Raw genomic sequence first — 23,915 nt, 5'->3', positions numbered from 1 at the left:
AAAAGTATTTTGGAGTTTTTTCAGTTATTAATCATTTTTCTACAGTTGAGAAAGGATTTACTCTCCCTGTTTGGGTTGTAGCAGCTGCTAAAGCGGCTACCCAAGTTTTGTTGGGGAATGATTTTGAACCTGATCAACTGATTAGACTACCTAATACTCAAGAAAAAATATCAATACCAGTTCAATCAACCTCTTTGATTGATCATGGAAATAAAGCTTTAGCAATTAACTATTCTGACCCTGGAGAAGTGCTAGATATTACTAGAGGTATGGAGATATGGGCTCTGGTCCAATTTCAGAAAAATCATGAATTGTTAAAGAGCAGAAAAAATTCTGATGAGATTAATTCTTGGTTAAACTTGGTTCCTGGTTTTGGCTTTGGTAGACATATTTCTACAGGCAAACCGTCAATTTCAACCTTTACTTATGAATTGCTGAATTTGAATATTCGAGATTTGGTTCCTAAAGGATTTTCTTTGAACTTAGAAATTGTTTTCCCACAAGGCAAGGAATTAGCTGAGAGAACAAGTAATAGTGCTTTTGGAGTAGTAGAAGGTCTTGCTTTGATTGGGACACAGGCTCAAGTCCAAACCAGTGCTTCTCCAGATCAATTGAAAAAAATCATTGATGATTTACGAACAAGATGTGATGATTGTAATTTCTCAGGAGATTTAATTTTTGTTATTGGTGAAAATGGTTTTGAGCTAGCCACCAAGGTTGGATTTGACCAAACATCAATTATCAAAACAGGAAATTGGATTGGCCCTTCAATAGTTGCGGCTGCTAATTCGGGGGTAAAAAAACTTCTTTTATTTGGTTATCATGGCAAATTAATTAAGTTGGCTGGAGGTATATTTCATACGCATCATCATTTGGCTGACAGTCGTTTAGAAATCCTTACTTATCTAGCTGTTCAAGAGGGTATACCTCAGTATTTAATAGAGTCACTGAGTAAAATGAAAACTATAGAACAGGCTTTTCTGCTTCTAGATAAAGAGCATTCTGATATTGCAAAGAGTTTATGGCTAAGAATAGCTCGAGAAATAGAATTTAGGAGTTCTAAGTATTTAGGTAGATATGTTCATTCTTCAATGGAAATCGGAGCTGTTTTATTTGATCGCCATCGAAAATTGAGGTGGTTTGGACCTCATGGTCTTAAGCAACTTGGAAGTTTAGGGCAATCTCTAAGGACTTAGATTTAATGTGTATCTAATCTGGTATTTAAAGAGATCTTAGTTCCTTTGATATATGTCTGTTTCTTTGGCTGATACAAAGCGAAATCCCGCAATTGTAATTCTTGACTTTGGTTCACAATATTCAGAATTAATTGCGAGACGTGTTCGAGAGACAGAGGTTTATTCTTTAGTGATGAGTTATAACACTTCTATAGAAGAGATACAAGAAATTAATCCTCAAGGAATAATACTTAGTGGGGGCCCAAAATCTGTATATGAAGAGGGTGCACCAGTATGTGATCCCAATATATGGAACTTGAATATCCCTGTTCTTGGCGTTTGCTATGGAATGCAGTTAATGGTTCATCAACTAGGAGGAAAAGTTCAGGTAGCAAGTGGCATGGCTGAATATGGCAAAGCTGAATTATATGTAGATGATCCCACTGCTCTTTTGACCAATGTTTTTGATGGTTCAACGATGTGGATGAGTCATGGTGATTCCGTAAAAGACTTACCCCCAGATTTTGTTTCTTTAGCTCATACTTCAAATACTGCAATTGCTGCAATTGGTTCTCATAAACATCAACGTTACGGCGTCCAGTTTCATCCAGAGGTTGTGCATTCAATACACGGAATGTCATTACTAAGAAACTTTGTATACAACATTTGTAATTGTGAACCTGATTGGACCACTAACACTTTTATTGATGAAGCTATTGCACAGGTTAGAAACCAAGTAGGAGAAAAAAAAGTACTACTTGCATTGTCTGGTGGTGTTGATTCATCAACACTTGCTTTTTTACTAAACAAAGCAATAGGAGACCAATTGACTTGTATGTTTATTGATCAAGGTTTTATGAGAAAAGGTGAGCCAGAGTTTTTAATGGAATTTTTTGATCAAAAGTTTGATATACATGTTGAATATATCAATGCACGCGAAAGGTTTATTTCTAAGTTAAAAGGAGTTATTGATCCTGAAGAAAAGAGAAAGATTATTGGCACTGAATTCATTAGAGTTTTTGAAGAAGAAAGTGTTCGTTTAGGACCTTTTGACTATCTAGCTCAAGGCACTCTCTATCCTGATGTAATTGAAAGTTCAGGAACAAATATTGATCCTAAAACTGGAGAACGTATAGCAGTCAAAATTAAAAGCCATCATAATGTGGGAGGTTTACCTAAGGATCTTCAATTCAAGTTAGTGGAACCATTGAGGCGATTATTTAAAGATGAGGTTCGAAAAGTTGGTAAATCTCTAGGGCTACCTGATGAAATCGTGCGTAGACATCCCTTCCCTGGGCCAGGATTAGCAATCAGAATTCTGGGTGAGGTGAGCGCTGAAAAATTAAATTGTTTGCGAGATGCAGATTTAATCGTTAGAGAAGAAATTGCTAAAGCAGGTTTATATCATGATATTTGGCAAGCATTTGCCGTGTTACTTCCTGTTCGTTCTGTAGGAGTTATGGGAGATCAGCGAACTTATGCTTGGCCGATTGTCGTACGTTGTGTATCAAGTGAAGATGGAATGACTGCAGATTGGTCGCGCGTGCCTTACGAAACATTAGAGATCATCTCTAATCGAATAGTTAATGAAGTCGAAGGAGTTAATAGAGTTGTTTTAGATATAACAAGTAAACCACCTGGAACTATTGAGTGGGAATAGTATCGACTACTAAAACGTAGTTATAGATTGAAAATGAATGTTCCCCGTGAGTTCCCCGTGGGAATGAAGTGACGGAGTGATAAGGGGTTTCAACTGCTCTGTTCCCCGTATGTTCCCCATGCTATATTACATTTAAGAAACCAAGTCACTCACTGCGTTTTTACGCCCCATATATGGTAGGAACTATTGAGTGGGAATAACAAGGACTACATAGTTTGCGTTATGGCAAAAATTAAAAAAGATCTTGATATTTACTACGCCGTCGAGAATGTCAATACTTTTAGAGAAGAAACTGGAATTGGACAAATAATCAACAAAAGCAATTCATTGGGATGGAAATTACTTTCCAAGAGTACCGCTATTGTTAATACGAGAGAATAATTTTCTGACTTGTATCTTTTTTGGGAGAAACAAGATGACTAAAGTGAATCAAAGTTTTAATGTGCAATAGTGAATGACTGTTTTGCTGCTTAAAAAACTTTCATTACTTCCTAACCTCGTTTTTCAAATGATTCTCTTTATTATTGACCCCGTAAATAAAATTCGTTATTAGGCTTAATAATCATAAAAAAGACCTGCTTTCTAGCAGGTCTTTTTTATGATCCGTCGCAAGTGTTTCCTTGTTTCCACTGCGAAGGATCTTAACTCCTCACAAATAAAACTTATTAGAGGAAATTAGAAGGCTCAATATGTAGTGGTTAAGTTACTGAATTGGCATATACAAGATTCTTTCTGAATTAATCTCTAGCACATACGAACTTGAATAAAGACGAAAATCAGATTACATCAATCAAGACTGGTTTCTTGATTAAATTAAAGATAATCTAGTTTAATAGCTTAGTTAAAATTGACAGTAGCTCAAGAAACTGATTTGCAGCTCAATCAACGCTTGCAGAAAGACAGTATAAATCTTGCAGGTAAAGTTATTTATATAAATCCATTTTTATATTGGCGTCGTTTTGATAGCAATACAGACAGATGGCTTAGGGAGCCTGGACAATTAACTGAAGAACAAATTGCTTTGAATCGATGTCGCTTTTATCCAGAAATAGATTGGAACTATTTAGACGAAGAAGAACTTTCAATTAAAGATGGTGCTGTGGAAATGTTTTTAAAGACATTAGATCTTATTAGCACATATCACCCTGAACTAAGTGCTGGTCAGTTATTAGAGATTGAGCGTAAAATGGCAGTTACAAAAAAGTTGGCCTTTGAACGATGGATAGAAAAAACTTTCCGACGTCGATCTAATCAAGCTAATAGAGAGAAACAAAGATTTGCTAGGGAGCGCTTCATTAGGTCTTGGAGAGAATGGTTGTCTTTAGAAGCTACACATCAAGCGTTTGTTCCATTTTTTGCAATTATTGTAATCTCATGTTTTACCGGATGGTCAATGGGGATTTCAAATAACACTTGTTCCCCATTCTTTAACTCTACTGATCAAACTATTATTAAATAGATTTATGGCTTGAAATGGCTGAAGAACCCCTTGAACGCCTTCGCCTTACTTTAATGCAGGATTTACTTCCTGTAGGCATTGCAATTTTTGATCGTGTCAAGATTAAAGGACCCCGGAGTGTTTTGGATACTTTGACGGAATCCACTCAACCATTACAAGATTTACGAGAAGAAGGAGAACCTTTAGCTAAATCTATTAGAGAGCAATTGGATAAAATTAAACCAGGTTTAGGAAATCCTATTATGTCTGTAAATATTGAGGTCAATGAAGAGGAAGTTGAAATAGAAGACAACGAAAATATGAAGCCTTTGCTTCATATTTTAAATAATATTGAACATCGATTAAATATTTTAAATGGATATTTGCAATCGGATACAGATGAAAAGTCTATTACTGAATCTTCTGTAGAAAATTAGTTCTTAAATGAAAAGTATAAACACTAATAGCTCATTTAAGGAAAAGAAATTAAGGTTAATTAATCAGCCAACAGTTTTATTTTCTTTTGTTGTACTCTGTTTTTTTATTATTATTTCAAGATTACTTTGGCTACAAGTTTTAAAAGGAAATTATTATAAAGAATTATCAGATGAGAATCGCATTCGTTTAGTTTATACACCTCCTATTCGTGGCCGTTTCATTGATAGAAATGGAGAGGTGCTAGTAAAAAATAAATTATTATACTCTATTTCTATTCAACCTCTTTCGATTAATCGAGAGAGGTGGCCCATATTAAGAAATAAGCTTTCTCAATACTTAGGACTTTCTCAACAGAAAATGGATTTAGCGTTTAATGAAGGATTAAAAAAACAATCTTTAAGAGTGATTTTATCTCGAGACATTTCAGATGAAATGATCTTGAGATTTAAGGAGCAAGAGCAACAATTACAAGGAGCTCAAATTTATCGAGAATTTGTCAGGAGCTATCCTTTTGGTTCATTAGCTGCTCATTCTTTTGGTTACACTCAATTCATTACAGATAATGAATATAATGCACTATCTAAAGAAGGTTATTCCATCAACGATCGAATTGGAAGAACTGGCTTAGAAGCTGCTTATGAAAGTCATTTAAGAGGACAATGGGGTGGAGAATTATTGGAAGTAGATTCACTGGGAATTGTGCAAAAAAGTTTAGGCTTTAGAGCTCCTAAATCAGGTAAAGATTTATCCTTAACGATTGATTTGAGACTTCAACAAGCGGCAGAAAGCGCTTTGAAGGATAAGTCAGCTGGTGCAATTGTTGCCTTGGACCCAAGAACAGGTGCAATTTTAGCTATGGCTAGTAAACCTACATTTTCTCCAGAATTTTTTACTCAATCAAAGACTAATAAAAAAGAATACGATGATTTGTTTTTAGGAAACTCTTTACCATTTTTAAGTAGGGCTCTCAATGCATATGACCCTGGAAGTACCTGGAAGGTAGTAACTGGAATGGCAGGAATGGAAAGTGGAAAGTTTCCTCCAAAGACTAAACTTGAGACGGCTCCATGTATAAAATATGGAGGCCATTGTTTCCCCGAACATAATAAAAAAGGATTTGGAAGAATTGGCTATGCAGATGCATTTAGGGTCTCGAGTAACACATTTTTTTATCAAGTAGGTGTAGGCACTGGATCAAGGGCTTTATATGAAGCAGCAATAAAACTAGGTTTTGATCAGTTGACTGGAATAGAACTTAAATCTGAAGAAAGCAAGGGATTAGTTGGTAATGAAATTTGGGCAAATTCAGGAAGAGGTTGGGGTAAAGCTGGTCAAACACCTTGGATTCCAGAAGATATTGCTAGTGCTTCTATAGGACAATCTGTTGTTCAAGTAACTCCATTACAACTTGCTAGAGCATATGCAGTTTTTGCTAATGGTGGCTTTTTAATCACCCCTCACTTTGTGGATAGAGAAATTGATTGGACGTCGACACCATACAGGAAAAAAGTAGACATAAAACCTTCTACTATCAATACTATTCGTAATGGTTTAAGGCAAGTAGTTAGAAGAGGTACAGGGATGCAGATAAATTATAATTTACCAAACTTACCACCTGTTGCTGGGAAGACAGGGACTGCGGAAGATAGTAGTGGAGGATTGGATCATGCTTGGTTTGCTTGCTTTGCTCCTTATGAAGAAAGTGAAATAGTAGTGGTTGCATTTGCACAAAACACCCCTGGAGGTGGCTCGGTACATGCATTGCCAATGGCAAGACAGATGCTGGAAATATGGCAATTAATACGTTCTAGCGATAGTGATTGAAAAGATTTTGTTATTGACTGTCAGAACAATAATTTTATGGATACATTCAAGCTCTTAAAAGTAGGTAACATATTTGACATCTCAACCTAATTAGGTTTTGTTTTTATAATTTTAAGGGTTTCATTTGCATAATACGTTTTAATAAATCGTCGATTGATTCTTCACTAGCTTGCTTCTGGCTATTACTGGCCAGCTGTCTTCCTACGACTTGGGCTCCTAAATGCGTGAATTGTATTCTCATTGAAAGTAGTAATTCCATACATCCACCTCCTGAGAAGCTTGCTAGAGCAATAGGTCTTCCATTGAATAGACTTCTGAAATCATCACTTTCTGTCGAAAGCCATGCAATAACACTTGTCAATACAGGAGGTATTGAACCGTTATACTCTGGAGCACAAATAACCCATCTTGGAGCAGAGCGTAATTTTTTACTTAATACATCTATTTCAGCAGTAATGGCATCTTGTGCGTGAGTTCTTGGATTAAATAGCGGAAGAGATAATTCAGTTAAGTCTATTAACTCTACTCCTATTTCTTGCTTTTCTGCTCTTTGGAGAAATCTAGTAGCCAGTTTTAAATTCTCTCCATTGCTTGCAGAAATGATTAAGAGATCTTGTGTTGTATCCATTTGATAGTTATAGCGATGGGGGTCTAATATTTTAATTTAATTAAAATATTAGTAATTTGCTCCGGTTCGTCGGTGATGTACAGCTGTTGTTCCATTCTGATCTAGCACGTTGCCAAAGTTAATTTCTGAATATATTAGCCAATGATCTCCACATTCCATCCGATCTTTTACGCAACCCTCTAGCCATGCTAAAGCGTCGGGAAGGATAGGCTGACCTCCTGGGCTTTTTTTAATCGAAATTCCTTCTAGTCTATTTTCACCTGGCTTAAAAGATTGAAGAAACTGTCTAAGTATCTCCTGGTGGTTTTTTACTCCTAAAATATTTAGCGTGAACTTATCTCCTTTATATAGAAGACTTTCAATTGCACGATCTTTTGCGACCGCAACTGTTAATCCAAGTGGACTAAAACTAGCCTGACTTACCCAACTGGCAACCATTGCACCTGTAATTGATTTTGTATCATCGCCTTTCTCTGTCGTGAGGATACATAATGATCCAACAATACGTCCTAATGCCAGCATTGAAGGATCACTTTTAGCAGCATTTAAGCTTCCTCTAGTTTTTCTTTGCTGGCGCTGCTTGATTTTTAAAAGATTTCTTCCAAAGAGTGTTCCTGTTTCTTCAATGGTTTTAATCATTAAAGGATCTGGTTTGAATTTGATTTTGATTGGTTCAAAACCTAACTTAAACCCACCATTATGTAATTTATTTTCAAGTAAATCAATTGCTTCTCCACTCCATCCATAGCTACCAAAAATCCCTATAGGGTTAGATCTATCACCTTCACTAAGAAGACTTCCCAATGCAGAGACAATCGGAGTTGGTGCATGACCTCCAATTGTCGGTGATCCGATTAAGTATCCATCTGCTTTTTGAATTGCTTCAATCAATTGACTTGTACTAACAAACTCACAATTGATACTTTCGATCTTGATTCCGGTACGACTTACTCCTCGGGAAAGTGCATCAGCCATCGATGCAGTATTTCCATATGCGCTCGCAAATAACATCAATACTTTAATATTTGTTCTTTTTTCGATTTCGCCCCATCTTTGATAATCTTTTAGCAAACTTCTCCAGCTTCCTTCTATTGCAGGTCCATGACTAGGCGCAATAGCTTGAATTTCAAGTTCTTCAAGTCTTTCAACTATTGCATTGACTTGTGTGCTCATTGGGGCCATTAAGCAATTGTAGTAATACCTGCGATCTTCTTCTGTACTTAGTGGAGTTGTTTCTTCCCAATCCCGAGTACATATATGAGCTCCAAAAAATTTGTCACTCATTAGAAGACCTAAATTTTTCTCCAGGACCATTAGTCCTCCAGGCCAACGAGCCGTAGGTGTAGGGATTAACTCCAATTCGTAGTTGTTATTTATACGAAGTATTTCTTCATTGACAATTGTTTGAATCTTGGGCAATGGCATTATTGATTCTGTGTCATTGTTTTTTTCATTAGAAGGATGTTTTTGGAACCAAAGTTCTTTTAAAAGTTTTGTTCCTGGGCTTGATAGAATTAAAGTTACGTTAGAATATTGATGTGTAATTTCTTTTAATAATCCAACTCTATTCGGATTAATATGACCAATAATTATTTGTATTGGTTGGGTTTTAGTGTCAATAACATTCTTTAAATTTTTTATAAAAATCTCAGCATAAGTTGCACCAGGTGGATGAATAAGAACAGCAGGTTCTGTTATTTTATTTGGAGTTATGAGGAATGAATTAGCTGTACTCCCTCTCTCTAGACCGTATTCAATTTCAAAGCGCAATTTTTTAGGACTCAGTCCTCTAATGCATAGAAAATTATTTTCTATAGGTAGAAAAATTACTTCTCGCTTAACAACTGATATAGACATTAATAGTTACTTCCTACTCGTCGATGATGTACAGCTGTTTTAGACTCTGCATTGGCTACATTACCTTCTTTTATAATTGCATAAATTATCCAATGGTCTGGAGTCTCTAGTCTTTGTTGGACGTTACACCCTAGATATGCTAGTGCATCTGAAAAAACAGGCCCACCTTTGGCTAACTCAAGTATCTCTACTCCTTGAAATCTATCAGTTCCAGGTGGAAATCTTTTCAAGAAATGACGAAATAAGTGAAGATAATTATCTTCTTGCAGAATATTTATAACGAAGTTATCCCCGACTTGCATTAAAGTTTCAATTGCACGATCTTTCGCTACTGCAACTGTCAAACCTGGAGGATTAAAGCTAGCTTGACTTACCCAGCTTGCAACCATTGCACTACTACGCTTACTAATACCTTCCCCTTGACTTGCCGTTACGATATATAACCCTCCACTTAAGCGACCCATTGCTTTTGATAGCCCGCCGTCAATATTTTTTATAGTCTCAATATTTTTTTTACGATTTAGTAATTGTCCTAAATCAGTACCAGCCTCTTCAAATCTTTGATAAGTATTACTATCTGGGGTCCTTCTGACACGGAGTGGAGTGAAGGCTTCTTTTTGTCCAAGTGCTTTTAGATTGCTGACAATTACATCAACAGGTTCGTCATCCCCACCAAAGGAGTCGTAAACACCTACCCATTGCTTTTGCTTAAGTGAGGCAAATAACGTTCCAAGCGAACTTTGCAAGTCATTATCAGGCCTATTTGGCCAAGTTGGTACTATTACTGCATTGGCTTCATTGATAAGAGCACTCAGTTCTTGTGGGTCAGATGCTTGAAGATCAACTAGTTGTACTTGAGCTTCAGCTTTTCCTATTCCATGTGCAAGAGCCTGACTTAGACGATCACAGTAGCCATATTGACTTATATAGCAAATGGCTGCGTAGTTCTCTCCACTACTGCGCTTGCTGCTCCAGTTTTTGTAATTTTCAAGCCAAAGATTGAGATTATATTTTAGGAGTGGCCCGTGCCCTACCGCGATCATTTGTAATTTGGGAAGCTTATCTAATTTCTTGAGTGCTTGAATAACGCTTCGAGCATTTGGACCCATTAAGCATTCATAATAAAATCTGAAATCTTCATTGATTAGTTCAGGCTGACTATCAAATAGTTCTTCCGAGCAATAATGAAGCCCAAATGCATCGCATGTATATAGTACAGAAGTACCTTGATCAAAAGAAAAGATCGTATCTGGCCAATGTAAATTAGGCGCACTTATAAATTCAAAATGATGATGTACTCCACTTGTCGGATTAATACCTAAATCTAGTTTTTCTCCAGTTTTAACTTCTATTGAACGGAATGGTCGATGGACTTGATCGTTTAAAAACTTTATTGCTACTTTTGATGCGACTATTTCAATATTTGGATTAATTTCTAACAGCTCACCGATGAGTCCTGAATGATCTGGCTCAGTATGACTGACGATGAGAAAATCAATTTTTTGCGGGTTAATCGTTTCCTTTAGTAGTTCAAACCAAGTGTTTTGGAATTTTTCATGACTTGTATCTATAAGTGCAGTTCTTTCTCCTTGAATTAGAAAACTATTGTAAGTAGTTCCATTCCTTAATCCAAATTCAATATCGAATCTATTACGATCCCAATCCAGTGACCTTATTGTTGAAGTATCTTCAGCTATAGCCTTGACTTGAATCGACAGCCCTTTATGTCTTTTTGGTTTTGAAATACTGCTGGTCATTGCTTCAGAGACGAAGTTTGGCTTAAGCGGTCTTTAGATTAAAAAACTTGGTATTCATGGCTATAAATACCTATGTGAATATTGTTTAGTTTATAGCAAAGCGCATCAAAAAGTGGATGCTTTGAATCTTGCTTCAATTATTTGCATATGTTCGTATTTTGTTTTATTTAGACTTTTGTATTCATTGCTTGGATCATCGCTTGGTTAGCAAACACTTGTCTTTGCTCTTGAAGGTGATCCAGGAACTTTTGACGCGATCCTGGATAGTTTGGTTCTTCTGCTAAAGGTAATTCCCCTGCAGCTGATAGTCCAGTTTCTTCTTCTAATGCAGGAGTGATAACTACTAGATCAGGGTCTAGCTCCCCTTCGTATTTCCACCATAAACTTGGATCCTGAATGGCTGGGTTTTGCATAGATGCTTTCTCTAGTAATTCGCTTGCTTGATCATTTGACTTGGCTTTTTCTAATTTTTGAGGGAGATTATGATCCAAGGCTTGCTTGCGTTGATCGGCTAAGTTGAGTAATAAAGTTGCTCGACTTCTACCACGTAGTTGAAATAAGACAAATGGATCTTCGCGAAACCTCTCGCCCATCAAGAAATATATTGCACTTATATGTTTACAAGGATTAGCTTTATCAGGACAATTACATTCACTCCGAATTTCTTGTAATTTAAAAGGAAATAGTCTTTTACCACTTGCTGCAAACGCTCTCTCTATATCTTCAGGCATAATTCCGGCAAGTAATTGTGCCGACCAACGGGCTTTTTGGGCCAATGCTTCTAATACATATATCCAATCTTCGTCGCTAAGAGTATCAAGCCATAATTTGACTTTATAAGGCTCTTCCCCTGTTCCTTGTACACGTGCATGAACACGTCTACCTTCAAATCGGATTGAAGTAACATTACCTTCTCTTGCATAAGTCCATGCGCGTTCAAGTCTTTTTTTAAAGCGATATGAATTAATTAACTCCATCCATTGTTCTACCCACCAAGGTTGATTGCCTAAACCTTCATTTCCAATAGCTGTCATAATATCTCTATGTTCAATAGTCATTATTTAGTTTTCTCCAAGTTCCACGATTTTTTTTAATTCATTAATATTAAGGCTACCTAGCCAATCCTCTCCTGATCCAATAACTTCTTGCGCAAGACGTGATTTAGATTGAATTAGTTTGTCAATTTTTTCTTCTACTGAATTACTAGTAATAAATTTATGAACCATCACACGATTTTCTTGTCCTATTCTATAAACTCTGTCTGTCGCTTGGTTCTCGATGGCCGGATTCCACCATCTATCAATATGGAAAACATGATTTGCGCGTGTCAGATTCAGTCCCAACCCTCCTGCTTTTAAAGAGAGGATAAAGAGTTGTGGACCCCGTGGATCTTCTTGAAAGCGGTCAATCATTGCTTGCCGCTCGTTTTTACTGGTTCCACCATAGAGGAAAGGGACTTCACAGTTCCATTCTTTTTCTAGATAAATTTTTAGTAGTTTTCCCCATTCTGCAAATTGCGTAAAAAGCAAAGCTCTGTCACTGGATTGAATTACCTCTTCTAGAATTTCTTGTAAGCGTTGTAGCTTTATAGATCGATGCAGAAAATCACTTGTTATCTTTTCTTCCTTCAAGGCTAATGCAGGGTGATTGCAAATTTGTTTTAATCTAGTTAATAATCCTAGAATTTTGCCATGGCGTTTCCCTATTGGTGCCGTTGCTACTTCAAGAATACTCTTCTCTACTGTTTTATTATAAAGCTGTTTTTGCTCACCACTCAGACTGACCCATTCAGTTAATTCAACTTTTTCAGGAAGGTCAGATATTATAGATTTATCAGTTTTTAATCGTCTCAGAATGAAGGGACTTACTCTTGCTTTAAGATCTTTGAGAGAGGATACATCTCCATATTGTTCAATTGGTAGTCGATACCTTTGATGGAAAAAATTTTCCTCGCCTAGGACAGTAGGATTTAAAAAGTTCATTAACGACCATAGTTCGCTAATTCTATTTTCAACAGGTGTTCCAGTTAGCGCGATCTTAAATCTATTTTTTTTAACTTGATTAGCAATACTTCTTGTAGCATAGCTTTGTTTACTACTTGAATTTTTTATAGCTTGTGCTTCATCTATGACTACTCCTTGCCAATCTATTTGTTCCAGAAGTTCATTGTCTCTCTGCATAAGTCCATAACTAGTAAGTACTAGATCTATACCGATAAGATTTTTATTTAATGATTTGATCGTTGAAGATCTTTTTGGACCATAATGTTCCAAGACTAGGATATCGGGTGTAAAAACTTTTGCTTCTCTTTCCCAATTTGTCAGTACAGATGTAGGAGCTATTAATAATATTGGTTTTTTGAGTTTCTTTTCCACTTTTAAATATTGGAAGAAAGCTAGTAGTTGTATAGTTTTTCCTAGGCCCATATCATCTGCCAAGCAAGCACCTTGATCAAAACGATAAAGAAAAGCGAGCCACCCCAATCCACGCTCTTGATATGGTCTTAATTGTCCTTGAAAGCCTTCAGGTGCGGGTAAAGCTTCTGGAGCTTTTTTTTGATGATATTGCTCTAAAACATTTTGAAGTCTGGGTCCTGCTTCGAATTGATGCACAGGTAATTTTCTGAATGTATTTCCTTCAGTTGATGTAAGCCTTAAAGCATCATCAAGACTCATTTCTTGAGAGCAACTCATAAATGTTTCTGCGTTTCTCATATCATTCGGTCGCAATTCAATCCAGACCCCTTTGTGTTTTACTAATGGAATATTTTTTTTCATAAGAGTTTCTAACTCTTTTAGTGTTAAATAATTTCCTCCTATCATTAGATCCCAACTCCATTGGAGGTTTTCGCCTAAAGAGAAACCAGTAGATTTTTTAGGTATCTCAGCCCTAATCGCTATACCAAGTCTGCTTGCTAGTCCACCAGACAAACTAGGAGGTAGCTCTACTCCGACGCCAACATCTCGTAGGAGAGAAGCTGCTGTTCTTACTAATATAAAAGCTTCTGATGCTGATAAATCCATAGATTCTGGTACAGCATTTTCTAATCCGCGTTTAATTGGTTCAAATATAGAAAGAGCTCTACCTAACCCTTCTAAGAGTATTTCGCTAGGTTGATTGACTTGTATTTCCCCAAGCTGGACACCTTCAGAACCAGCATTCCATGCACTTGTTGCAGGAATAATCAATGTTGGATCTACTTCTGCTTGCAATGAGAAACGTAATTTCCATGCATCTTTTCCTTGCTCGGGACTACTCAGTTGTAAGCATGCTCTAGCTGGTGCAACATTGCCACTAATACCTTCTCTCCAATGATTACTTGCTTTAGCAAGTCGCTCAATCTCTTCTTCATTCAAATTCAGAATTCCTGTATCTGAAGATAGTGCTAATTGCCATGCTGTTAATAGTCCATCTAGTCCCTCCGTTTTAGTCGTAAATTGTTTACGTAATTGTGCATCAACTAAATCTTGAAGGAGTGTTGCTACTCTTAATCGACCACTTCTTGGTCGACAAGAAGCAATTGGATTTGCTTCCCTCATTGCTTCGGTACGTAATCTTGTCGTTCTGTTGTTTCTTTTCCCAGTGGGTTCTCTCCATGGCAGAGCACAGGTGGCTACAAGAGGTAGTCTCAATGCAAGTTCTTCTAGTTTATGTCTATCATCTTCTTGATTTAATATAGGTACCCAGCGTGCCCGATGAGGATAACCTTCTCCTTTACTTAGCTCTACTTGAGGTAGCCATCTTCCGCGTGCAATTAAACTTAAAGACCACCGTTGCAAGTGACTCCACCAACGAATTTCATCTCCTAAAGCTTGATGGTGTCCGGAAAGGGGAATTTTTGACAACCATTCAACAGTAGCAGCTGGCTCTATTGCCAGTCCTTCTACTTGCCATGGCCACCATTCGCAATCTTGAGGAATAGGTTCGTCGGCTTGTAATGGAAGACCTTGCCAAATTAAATCAGTTTTACCTTTTATAGATTTAGTAGGAAGAGTTAAGCAAGCACTTGCGTCAATAATTCCATTTGGGAGTAAATTTATTTCTTTTAGCCAATTGCGTAATTCTTTATGACGGAGAGAAAAAGGATTTTCAGCTGGAGTGATATCTGGCCCAGTCGGAGAAGCAACACACCAATTATCAGCCCATACCAACATTGCAGGACGTCCAGAACTTGTTCGCGTTCGTATAGCTGGAAGCCATGTGGCGTGCAGTAATGTCATTGCTGCAACGCACTCATGATATTTAGAGGTTTAAAAAAGATTTCTGCTTGAGTCGTTGAATATCCAACATAATAAAACGTGTTCTTTAGTAATGATGACAGGTTAGAGGTTATCTCGTCATCTATTTTATCTAAGAGGAAGTTGTTTTTACTATTTTTCTTGAGAAGATCCATCAGAACACTACTCTACGCTCTTCATATATTTCCTTATTGAACTTTTAATTAACCCTGTTAAAAACTTTTTACGATAAAACTATGCAAATCATTACCTTTAATTTATAAAATGATCTATAAGGCTGTTATTTTCCAAAAGGATTTGCCTGCCAGCCACTTTTAATATTTTTCTAAGTTATGACAGCTAAGCAAAAATCTAAGTCTAATTTGTCCCGATCATGGAGTGGGGACGAGATTAGAAGTACGTTTATTGATTTTTTTGCTGGTAAAGGACATAAGATTATTCCAAGTGCTTCTTTAGTCCCTGATGATCCAACAGTATTGTTGACAATTGCAGGGATGTTACCCTTCAAACCTGTCTTCTTGGGCAAGGAGCCAAGGCCTTCAGCAAGGGGAACGAGCAGTCAGAAATGTATTAGGACAAATGATATTGAGAATGTCGGTCGCACCGCCAGACATCACACTTTTTTTGAGATGCTTGGTAATTTCTCTTTTGGCGACTATTTCAAGAAAGAAGCAATTCAATGGGCTTGGGAATTATGTACCAATATTTACGGATTAAATCCCCGTAATCTTGTGGTTAGTGTTTTTCGAGAAGATGATGAGGCTGAATCTATATGGCGTGATTTAGTAGGTGTAACTCCTAAGAGAATTATTCGAATGGATGAGCAAGATAACTTTTGGAGTTCTGGACCGACTGGTCCTTGCGGACCTTGTTCCGAGATTTATTATGACTTTAAACCTGATCTCGGCAATATAGATATTGATCTTGAGGATGATGACCGATTTATCGAATTCTATAATCTTGTTTTCATGGAATTTAATCGCGATAAAGCGGGCAAACTCACACCCTTAGAAAAACGTAATATTGATACAGGTCTGGGTCTTGAGCGAATGGCTCAAATATTACAAGGAGTTCCTAATAATTATGAAACCGATCTAATTTTTCCATTAATAGAAGTATTAAATAAATTATTTAATGTCAATTATCATAAATTAGATGAAACTAAACAAACATCTCTAAAAATACTTGGTGATCACTCTAGAGCTGTTATACATCTGATAGCAGATGGAGTTACTGCTAGTAATCTTGGAAGAGGTTACATTTTGAGGCGTCTAATTAGAAGGATGGTGAGGCATGGAAGATTGCTGGGTAATAAACAAAATTTTTTAGCAGAGCTTGGCAATGCAACCATCAATTTAATGAAGCAGCCTTATCCTAATCTTGTCGGTAAACGTAATTTGATTCTTTCTGAACTTAAAATCGAAGAACTTCGTTTTTTAGAAACATTAGATAGAGGTGAGAAACTACTGGATCAAATCATTGCTAGCAATACAAGTTTAATTACCGGTAATCAGGCATTTGAATTGTATGACACCTATGGATTCCCTCTAGAGTTAACACAAGAAATAGCTGAAGAAAATGATCTTTCAGTTGATATAAAAGGTTTTGATGACGCAATGGATCAACAACGTAAGCGAGCTAAAGATGCAGCCGTAAAAATAGACTTAACCGCGCAAGGAGCAATTGAAAAAATTGCCTTAAACTTGAAAAAAACTAATTTCTTAGGTTATGAAGCTTTAGAGTCTCAAAGTTCAGTCTTGTCAATTATTTTTGATGGACAGGTAGCAGACAGTGTCACAGTAGGAGATAAAGTTAAAATCATCCTTGATAGAACTCCTTTTTATGGCGAGTCTGGTGGCCAAATAGGCGATACAGGATCTTTAATAAGAGATGATTTGAAAGTAAATATATCTAATGTAACTAGAGTGCAAAATATTTTTGTCCATTCAGCTGAGATTATTCACGGTACATTGGCTATTAAGGATAGAGTAACAGCGATAGTTAATAGTTTCACCAGGAGTGCCGCAACAGCTAATCACACTGCAACACACTTATTACAGTCTGCTCTCAAATCAGTTATTGATTCTAATATTGGGCAAAGAGGGTCTTTAGTCGCATTTGATCGATTGAGATTTGATTTTAATGCTCCTTTAGCTATTAATAATCGTCAATTAAGAGAAATGGAAACTCTGGTAAATAAGTGGATCATTGAGGATCATCCAATTGCAATTGAATACATGCCAATTGATGAAGCTTTGCAAGAAGGTGCATTGGCTATGTTTGGTGAGAAATATGGTGATATTGTCCGAGTTGTAGATGTTCCAGGAGTTTCTAAGGAACTTTGCGGAGGGACTCATGTAACAAGTACTTCCGAATTAGGTGTTTTTAAGATTATTAGCGAATCGGGGATTGCTTCCGGAATTAGAAGAATCGAAGCTGTAGCTGGTCCATCAGCTTTAAGTTATTTAAATGATAGAGATTTGATCGTTAAGGAATTGAGTGAGCTATTTAAGTCACAACCTCATCAAATTATTCATAGGGTGAGTGCACTGCAGGATGAAATAAAAGAACTCAAAATTAACCTTAAAACGACTAAAGAAGAGCTAGCTATGTCAAGGGTATTAGCGTTGAAGAAACATGTAACTTCTATTGGGAATAGTCAATATATTATTGAACAACTTGACGGCATTGATGCTACTTCACTTCAATCTGCTGCCTTGAAACTTCTTAATGAATTGGGCGATAATACTGCTGTAATTCTTGGTGGTTTACCAGATTTAGACAATCCTGATAAAGTTACCTTGATAGTAGCCTTTGGACTAAATTTGGTTCGGAAAGGTTTAAATGCAGGAAAATTTATTGGGCCAATTGCTAGAGATTGCGGTGGTGGTGGTGGTGGTAGGCCTAATATTGCACAAGCGGGTGGACGTGATGCCAAGTCATTATCTTTGGCATTAGACAATGCAAGGCAGAATTTGATTGCCTTGTTTGAATGATTTACTCTTGAAGGTATGTGCTTTCTCTTAGACTAATTTCGATATGCTCCATTAGCCGTTGTGCATCGTTGATGCTTAACCTGCGTTCCTGAATTGCCAACTCACTAGCTATTCTTAGTCTTTCTAGAACAAGCTTAGGATTATGTTCCATAGCCTCTAATAGATCGGCTTTACTGTCGGCTCGAATAACATGATTTACTTTATAGCTACGTTCATTAGATAAGCGAATATGTGCAGTATTAGTGCTTCCAAAAAGATTATGAGAGTTACCCATTACTTCTTGATATGCACCTCCTAAAAACATTCCTATTAAATAACTTTCATCGGCTTTTAACTCATGTAGTTCTAACAAAGGCTTTACTTGACCATTATTTATAAAGCTTGATAGCTTTCCATCTGAATCACAAGTTAAATCAGCAAAATCTCCTAAGTTTGTTGGTTTTTCCCTGAGTCTATGAATTGGCATAATTGGGAAAAGTTGATTAATGGCCCATGTGTCTGGTGCAGATCGAAAAATAGAAAGATTTGCATAATATGTTCTTGCAAGATAGTAATTTAAACCTTGTAATTCTTTTGGAATGATTTGACCATTTATTTTTTCAACTTCTCTAATTAATGACTTTGCACATGCCCAGGTTAATTGCTCTGCAGTGGATCTTTCTAAAATACTCATATAACCAAGTCGAAACGCAGCCAATGAATCTTCTTTGAATTTCAGAGCATCAGTCCAGGCTTCTTGGAGTTGAGTTATCTTTACTTTTGAGCTATCTGAAAAGTCATTTATTGAATTGAGTGTTTCTCTTAGATTCTTAATGATGAGACATTCTTGACTATCAGGCTTTGAAGGAACATTTGACGGTACTTTGCTTTCACTAAGGATATTAAAAATAAGTACAGAAAAATGGCTAGTTATTGCTCTACCACTTTCACTAATTAAATTGGGTGGACTTACATCACGACCGAGGCAGCACTCCTGAATAGTTGCCACTACGTCATTAGCATAATTTTGGAGAGAATAATTTGTTGATGCTGCAGTCGACGTTTGACTCCCGTCATAGTCGATTCCAAGGCCACCGCCTACATCGAGGTATCCCATAGGTGCACCTAATTTATTTAGTTCGATATAGATTTGCCCTGCTTCTTGCAAAGCATCCTTAAAAATAGCTATGTCATTGATTTGACTTCCTACATGGAAATGTAAAAGTCTTAACTCGTGAAGGAGGTTCGCCTGTTTGAGAGATTCCACAGTTTGCAATATTTCTGGAATAGAAAGTCCAAATTTTGATTTATCTCCAATAGACTCCCCCCATTTGCCATTACTTTGAGTTGAAAGTTTCCCTCTAATACCTATTAAGGGTGCAGCACCTAGCTCTTTACTCGCTTTTATTATTCGTTCTACTTCATCTGCTTGTTCGATAACTAATATAGGTTGCTGACCTAGCTGTCTAGCGAGAATACTTGTTTCTATATACCTCTTATCTTTATATCCATTGCAAATTAAAAGAGCTTTTGGATCACTAATCAAAGATAAAGCGATTAAGAGCTCGGCTTTGCTTCCGGCTTCCAATCCTAAATTCCATGGTCGTCCATATTTCATCAACGTTTCAACAACCTGTTGCTGTTGGTTGCATTTGACAGGATAGACACCTTGGTAGATGCCTTCATATTTATATTTTTTTATTGCTTGCTCAAATGCTGTATTTATACTTTTTATCCTATCTTCTAGAATGTCATCAAACCTAATTAATAAAGGCAATTTAAGATTTCTTCCTTCTAATTCTTTCACCAGTTCAAAGAGATCAAGTGTTTCTCCATTTTCTCCTTTTGGCTTTACAACGATATTTCCTAGTGAATTAATTGAAAAATATTTTTCACCCCAACGATTTAGCCCGTATAACGATGAGCTGTGGGAAACATTCCATGTATCTTCAGAAGTAAGTCCTTCTTTGTTCAAGAGAGTAAAGAGTTGTGTTTGAAATAATGATTTGGCTGTTTAATTATTAGACAAAATCTAAGAAAACTTGTATTTCTTGTCAGATTTTGCTTGCCAAGTGGGTGGTCAGAAGATGACGATAGCCTCATTCTGGCCTTTTGATTCTATGTCTGCTGAAAGAACTTTTATTGCGATTAAGCCTGATGGGGTTCAACGTGGTTTGGTTGGAGAGATTTTGGGACGGTTTGAACGCAAAGGATTTAAATTAATAGGACTTAAGCAAGTAGTACCAAGCACGCAATTGGCTTCAAAACATTATGGGGTTCATAAAGATCGTCCTTTTTTCTCTGATCTAGTCGCTTTCATTACAAGTGGCCCTGTGGTTGCAATGGTTTGGGAGGGAGATGGTGTTATATCTAGTGCAAGAAAGTTAATAGGAGCAACGAAACCTTTAGAAGCTGAACCTGGCACTATTCGTGGTGACTTGGCCGTAAATATTGGTCGAAATGTAATTCATGGTTCAGATGGACTAGATACTGCAAATTTTGAGATTGCATTGTGGTTTGAAAGCTCTGAACTTGCTGATTGGACACCAGCAGATCAAATATGGAGAAAGGAAGAATAATATTATTGAAATCTATCCCATTTAAAAGTTTTCAAAATTTCTTTTTCCTCTGTATTTAGATTCTCGTTGCAAATAATTTTTTGCAAAAGATATGAAGTAATAGCTGACAACAAGACCCCGTTACGATAGTGGCCAGTTGCCAGCCAGAGGCCTTTGATAGATGAAACTCCTAGAATTGGCTTTTGATCAGGCGTGCAGGGTCGAAATCCCCACCAGCGTTCCATATGTGGCCAATTACTTGCTTTTGGAAGAAGAGAGCTAATGCCCTCTTGTAATTGGGTTTGACCAATTGGAGTTAATCCTTCATCGAATCCAGCATTTTTTTCACTTGTGGCTCCTACAATAATTAACCCGTCTTGACGAGGGACTAAATAAGTTCCTGGCCCAAAAATTACTCTTTTAAGTGCATTTCTAGGCCCTTGAATAGATAACATTTGTCCTTTTACTGGAAATATTGGGAGGTCTGTGAGTAATTCTTTTGCCCATGCACCACTACATAAAACACCTTCTTTACTATGAATAGATTTAATTTTTCCTTCTGCATTTTGAATTTGAACACCTTCAAATCCTTTAGAGCTATTAATTAACTTGAGAACTTTTACCCCTTCTTGGAATTGCACACCTAATTCAAAGCAAGCTTTTTCAAGTGCTCGCATTAAAAGACGTCGATTATCAATTTGACCATCTTGATGAAAAATAATTCCGCTTTTCCATTGAGGATGTAAGCCTGGGGCTTCCTTTAATAGTGCATTTCGATCTAATAATTCTCCGTATTGAGCAGTTGGATATTTATCTCTTTCTGCAAAATTTCTAAATGGAACAACTATTCCACAATTCCTTAAACCACAATCTAAACCACTATCTTTTTCAATTGTTGCAACCCAATTAGATTGAAGCTGAAGACTTAATTTACCTAGTTTAAGCATCTGTCCTGTTAGTCCTTCGGCATGAGGAGCAAGCATTCCCGCTGCTACAAAGCCTGCAGCTTCATTCCTTCTTCGGCTAAAAATAATCACCTTCTTTCCTTTCTTGGCAAGGCTATGAGCGACAGAAAGTCCCATTAAGCCACCACCAATAATTAGTAACTGGTCTGTTGAATGAACCCCCATCTTATTGGGTATGAAAGTAGCGTTTTGTTTTGTTTAAGTTCAGCATATATAGCCTGAATGGACCTTGATTCCATAAGATTTAAGCATCTAAGTCAAAATTAATGTCTGAAACCAATAGTGCATGGCAGCCTGTTATTGGATTGGAAACACATGTTCAATTAGGAACTAATAGCAAGATATTTACTTCAGCATCTACTAATTTTGGTGATGAGCCTAACACTCATATTGATCCTGTTGTTTGTGGATTGCCAGGAACTCTCCCTGTTTTGAATGAGAAAGTATTGGAGTATGCAGTTAAAGCATCCTTAGCTTTAAATTTACACATTGCTGAGCACAGTAAATTTGATAGGAAACAATATTTTTATCCTGATTTACCAAAAAATTATCAGATTTCTCAATTTGATGAGCCAATAGCTGAGAATGGTTGGATTGAAGTTGAAGTTGCTGAAAAAGGGAAAGAAACCTATATAAAAAAAATAGGCATTGAGCGTCTTCATATGGAAGAAGATGCAGGCAAATTAGTCCATGCCGGAAGTGATCGATTAGCAGGTTCTACACATTCTCTTGTTGATTACAATCGAGCTGGGGTTGCTCTAGCAGAAATAGTTAGTAAGCCTGATCTTAGAACTGGGAGAGAAGCGTCAGAGTATGCTGCAGAAATAAGAAGAATTGTTAGATATTTAGGCGTATCTGATGGGAATATGCAAGAAGGCTCTTTGAGATGTGACGTTAATATTTCAGTGAGGCCTAGTTCCACAGCTCCTTTTGGGACAAAGGTAGAAATAAAGAATATGAATTCTTTTTCGGCTATTCAGAAAGCTTGTGAATATGAGATAGAACGACAAATTAAAGCGTATGAAGCTGGAGAATCAGTGATTCAAGAAACACGTCTTTGGGATGAAAGTAAGCAATTAACTAAGAGCATGAGGTCAAAAGAGGGTAGTAGTGATTATCGTTATTTTCCTGATCCTGATTTGGGACCTATTGAGATCACAAAAGAATTGCTTCAACTGTGGTCTTCTGAATTACCTGAGTTGCCATCCGCTAAAAGATATCGGTATGCCAAAGAATATGCCCTTTCAATGTATGACGCTCGAGTGTTAACTGATGAATCTGGTATGGCTATTTATTTCGAAAATGCTGTAGCAGCTGGTGCTGAACCTAAAGCAGCATGTAATTGGATTACTGGCGATATTTCAGCTCATTTAAAAGCAACTAAGCAGAGCTTTGAAGACCTTCCTTTTAAAGCAGATCAACTGGCTGAAATGGTTAAGATGATAATTAACGGGCAGATTAGTGGCAAGATCGCAAAAGATATCTTGCCTGAATTAATGAATCAAGGTGGATCTCCTTTAGAGATAGTTGATAAACGTGGACTAGGAATGATTAGTGATTCCGATCTTCTTGCAGAGATTATTGATAGAATCTTGATTAATCATCCTGATGAAGTGCAAGCATTCCGTGAAGGAAAGACAAAACTGCAAGGATTTTTTATTGGTCAGTTAATGAAAGAAACAAAAGGTAAAGCCGATCCCAAAAAGGCTAATCAAATATTAAGCAAGAAGCTCTCATCTTAAATTAAATTGTCTATTTGTTCCTTCCATACGTTTGATTCAGAAGAATTATCAATAACAAAATTAGCAAATTTTATTTTTTTTTCCAATGGCCATTGGGCCTCTATTTTTTTAATGGCTTCATCTTTATTTAAACTATCTCTCGTTATAAGTCTTTTTAATTGTTGCTCTTTAGAACAATTAACTACCCATACTTCGGTACATAAATCTGTGAAATTTGCTTCTAATAATAATGGCACTATCATTATTAGGATTTTTGATTGTTGATGACATTGTATTGCCTCTGAAAACTTATTGTAAATTATCGGATGAATAAGACTTTCTAACCATAATCGCTCATTTGCATCATTAAAGATAATCTTAGAAAGTACTTTTCTATCTATAAGTTTGTTTTTGAGAACTCCTGTTTTATATCTTTGAATTACCGAGTGATAAGCATTAGTTCCTGGCTTGAGAGCTTCTCTTGAAAAAACATCAGCATCTAAAATTGGAAGATTTTTAATTTTCTCTAGATAACTTCCAATAGTACTTTTACCACTGGCTATACCACCTGTGATGCCAATACGCCTTTGGTCTCCTATACATTTAGGGATGTCAATTTCTTCTTGAAACTTTTCCATAATGGATCACGATGAGTATTAATGAAGTTTGTTCTTGAAGGTT

The 23,915-nt window shown here is 36.7% G+C and carries 17 protein-coding genes; 9 read left to right on the top strand and 8 right to left on the bottom strand.

Annotated elements, in window-relative coordinates; all coding sequences use genetic code 11:
• The first annotated feature begins 26 nt into the window (after positions 1-26).
• From cbiD to mrdA, 6 genes are all read left to right on the top strand, one after another.
• On the top strand, positions 27-1,196 hold the full coding sequence (gene cbiD / locus SOI85_RS06160) for a cobalt-precorrin-5B (C(1))-methyltransferase CbiD (RefSeq protein ID WP_320665141.1): 1,170 nt from the start codon (positions 27-29) through the stop codon (positions 1,194-1,196).
• Between the two features lie 52 nt (positions 1,197-1,248).
• A complete protein-coding gene (gene guaA, locus SOI85_RS06155; protein ID WP_320663536.1) occupies positions 1,249-2,835 on the top strand; it encodes a glutamine-hydrolyzing GMP synthase in 1,587 nt (528 codons plus the stop codon).
• A gap of 186 nt (positions 2,836-3,021) precedes the next feature.
• Positions 3,022-3,216: a hypothetical protein gene (locus SOI85_RS06150; RefSeq protein ID WP_320663535.1), complete on the top strand. Its 195-nt coding sequence runs from the start codon at positions 3,022-3,024 to the stop codon at positions 3,214-3,216.
• Positions 3,217-3,682: 466 nt separating this feature from the next.
• Complete coding sequence (locus SOI85_RS06145) at positions 3,683-4,294, top strand: hypothetical protein (protein ID WP_320663534.1); 612 nt, start codon at positions 3,683-3,685, stop codon at positions 4,292-4,294.
• 14 nt (positions 4,295-4,308) lie between these two features.
• Positions 4,309-4,710 carry a hypothetical protein gene (locus SOI85_RS06140; protein ID WP_320663533.1) on the top strand — a complete coding sequence of 134 codons (402 nt, stop codon included), beginning with the start codon at positions 4,309-4,311 and terminating at the stop codon, positions 4,708-4,710.
• Between the two features lie 7 nt (positions 4,711-4,717).
• Positions 4,718-6,535: a penicillin-binding protein 2 gene (mrdA, locus tag SOI85_RS06135; RefSeq protein ID WP_320663532.1), complete on the top strand. Its 1,818-nt coding sequence runs from the start codon at positions 4,718-4,720 to the stop codon at positions 6,533-6,535.
• A gap of 103 nt (positions 6,536-6,638) precedes the next feature.
• Here the strand turns inward: mrdA and SOI85_RS06130 are convergent, their stop codons facing one another.
• From SOI85_RS06130 to SOI85_RS06110, 5 genes are all read right to left on the bottom strand, one after another.
• Positions 6,639-7,163 carry an NAD(P)H-dependent oxidoreductase gene (locus SOI85_RS06130; protein ID WP_320663531.1) on the bottom strand — a complete coding sequence of 175 codons (525 nt, stop codon included), beginning with the start codon at positions 7,161-7,163 and terminating at the stop codon, positions 6,639-6,641.
• 48 nt (positions 7,164-7,211) lie between these two features.
• Positions 7,212-9,020 (bottom strand): diflavin flavoprotein, encoded by a 1,809-nt coding sequence (locus SOI85_RS06125; RefSeq protein ID WP_320663530.1) that lies wholly within the window; start codon positions 9,018-9,020, stop codon positions 7,212-7,214.
• Positions 9,020-10,777, bottom strand: coding sequence for a diflavin flavoprotein (locus SOI85_RS06120; protein WP_320663529.1), 1,758 nt, complete (start codon positions 10,775-10,777; stop codon positions 9,020-9,022). Before SOI85_RS06120 ends, SOI85_RS06125 begins: the two co-directional genes overlap by 1 nt.
• A 167-nt stretch (positions 10,778-10,944) precedes the next feature.
• On the bottom strand, positions 10,945-11,835 hold the full coding sequence (locus SOI85_RS06115; RefSeq protein ID WP_320663528.1) for a hypothetical protein: 891 nt from the start codon (positions 11,833-11,835) through the stop codon (positions 10,945-10,947).
• A 3-nt stretch (positions 11,836-11,838) separates the two neighbouring features.
• Complete coding sequence (locus tag SOI85_RS06110) at positions 11,839-14,997, bottom strand: DEAD/DEAH box helicase (RefSeq protein WP_320663527.1); 3,159 nt, start codon at positions 14,995-14,997, stop codon at positions 11,839-11,841.
• A 350-nt stretch (positions 14,998-15,347) separates the two neighbouring features.
• Here SOI85_RS06110 and alaS point away from each other — a divergent pair, with 350 nt between their 5' ends.
• Positions 15,348-18,011 carry an alanine--tRNA ligase gene (gene alaS, locus SOI85_RS06105; RefSeq protein WP_320663526.1) on the top strand — a complete coding sequence of 888 codons (2,664 nt, stop codon included), beginning with the start codon at positions 15,348-15,350 and terminating at the stop codon, positions 18,009-18,011.
• A gap of 1 nt (position 18,012) precedes the next feature.
• On the opposite strand, the gene speA is transcribed toward alaS, so the two are convergent.
• On the bottom strand, positions 18,013-19,965 hold the full coding sequence (gene speA / locus SOI85_RS06100) for a biosynthetic arginine decarboxylase (RefSeq protein WP_320663525.1): 1,953 nt from the start codon (positions 19,963-19,965) through the stop codon (positions 18,013-18,015).
• Between the two features lie 145 nt (positions 19,966-20,110).
• Between speA and ndk the strand changes: the two genes are divergently transcribed.
• Positions 20,111-20,569 carry a nucleoside-diphosphate kinase gene (gene ndk / locus SOI85_RS06095; RefSeq protein WP_320665140.1) on the top strand — a complete coding sequence of 153 codons (459 nt, stop codon included), beginning with the start codon at positions 20,111-20,113 and terminating at the stop codon, positions 20,567-20,569.
• A gap of 2 nt (positions 20,570-20,571) precedes the next feature.
• Here ndk and thiO read toward each other — a convergent pair whose 3' ends face one another.
• Entirely contained in the window at positions 20,572-21,678 is a 1,107-nt protein-coding gene (gene thiO, locus SOI85_RS06090; protein ID WP_320663524.1) for a glycine oxidase ThiO, read from the bottom strand.
• Between the two features lie 101 nt (positions 21,679-21,779).
• Here thiO and gatB point away from each other — a divergent pair, with 101 nt between their 5' ends.
• Positions 21,780-23,255, top strand: coding sequence for an Asp-tRNA(Asn)/Glu-tRNA(Gln) amidotransferase subunit GatB (gene gatB / locus SOI85_RS06085; RefSeq protein WP_320663523.1), 1,476 nt, complete (start codon positions 21,780-21,782; stop codon positions 23,253-23,255).
• Here gatB and coaE read toward each other — a convergent pair.
• Positions 23,252-23,872: a dephospho-CoA kinase gene (gene coaE, locus SOI85_RS06080; protein WP_320663522.1), complete on the bottom strand. Its 621-nt coding sequence runs from the start codon at positions 23,870-23,872 to the stop codon at positions 23,252-23,254. The genes gatB and coaE overlap by 4 nt on opposite strands.
• Between the last annotated feature and the right edge of the window lie 43 nt (positions 23,873-23,915).

It is taken from the genome of Prochlorococcus sp. MIT 1223, assembly GCF_034092465.1.
GTDB lineage: Bacteria > Cyanobacteriota > Cyanobacteriia > PCC-6307 > Cyanobiaceae > AG-402-N21.
This window is presented reverse-complemented; position numbering and strand designations above follow the sequence as displayed.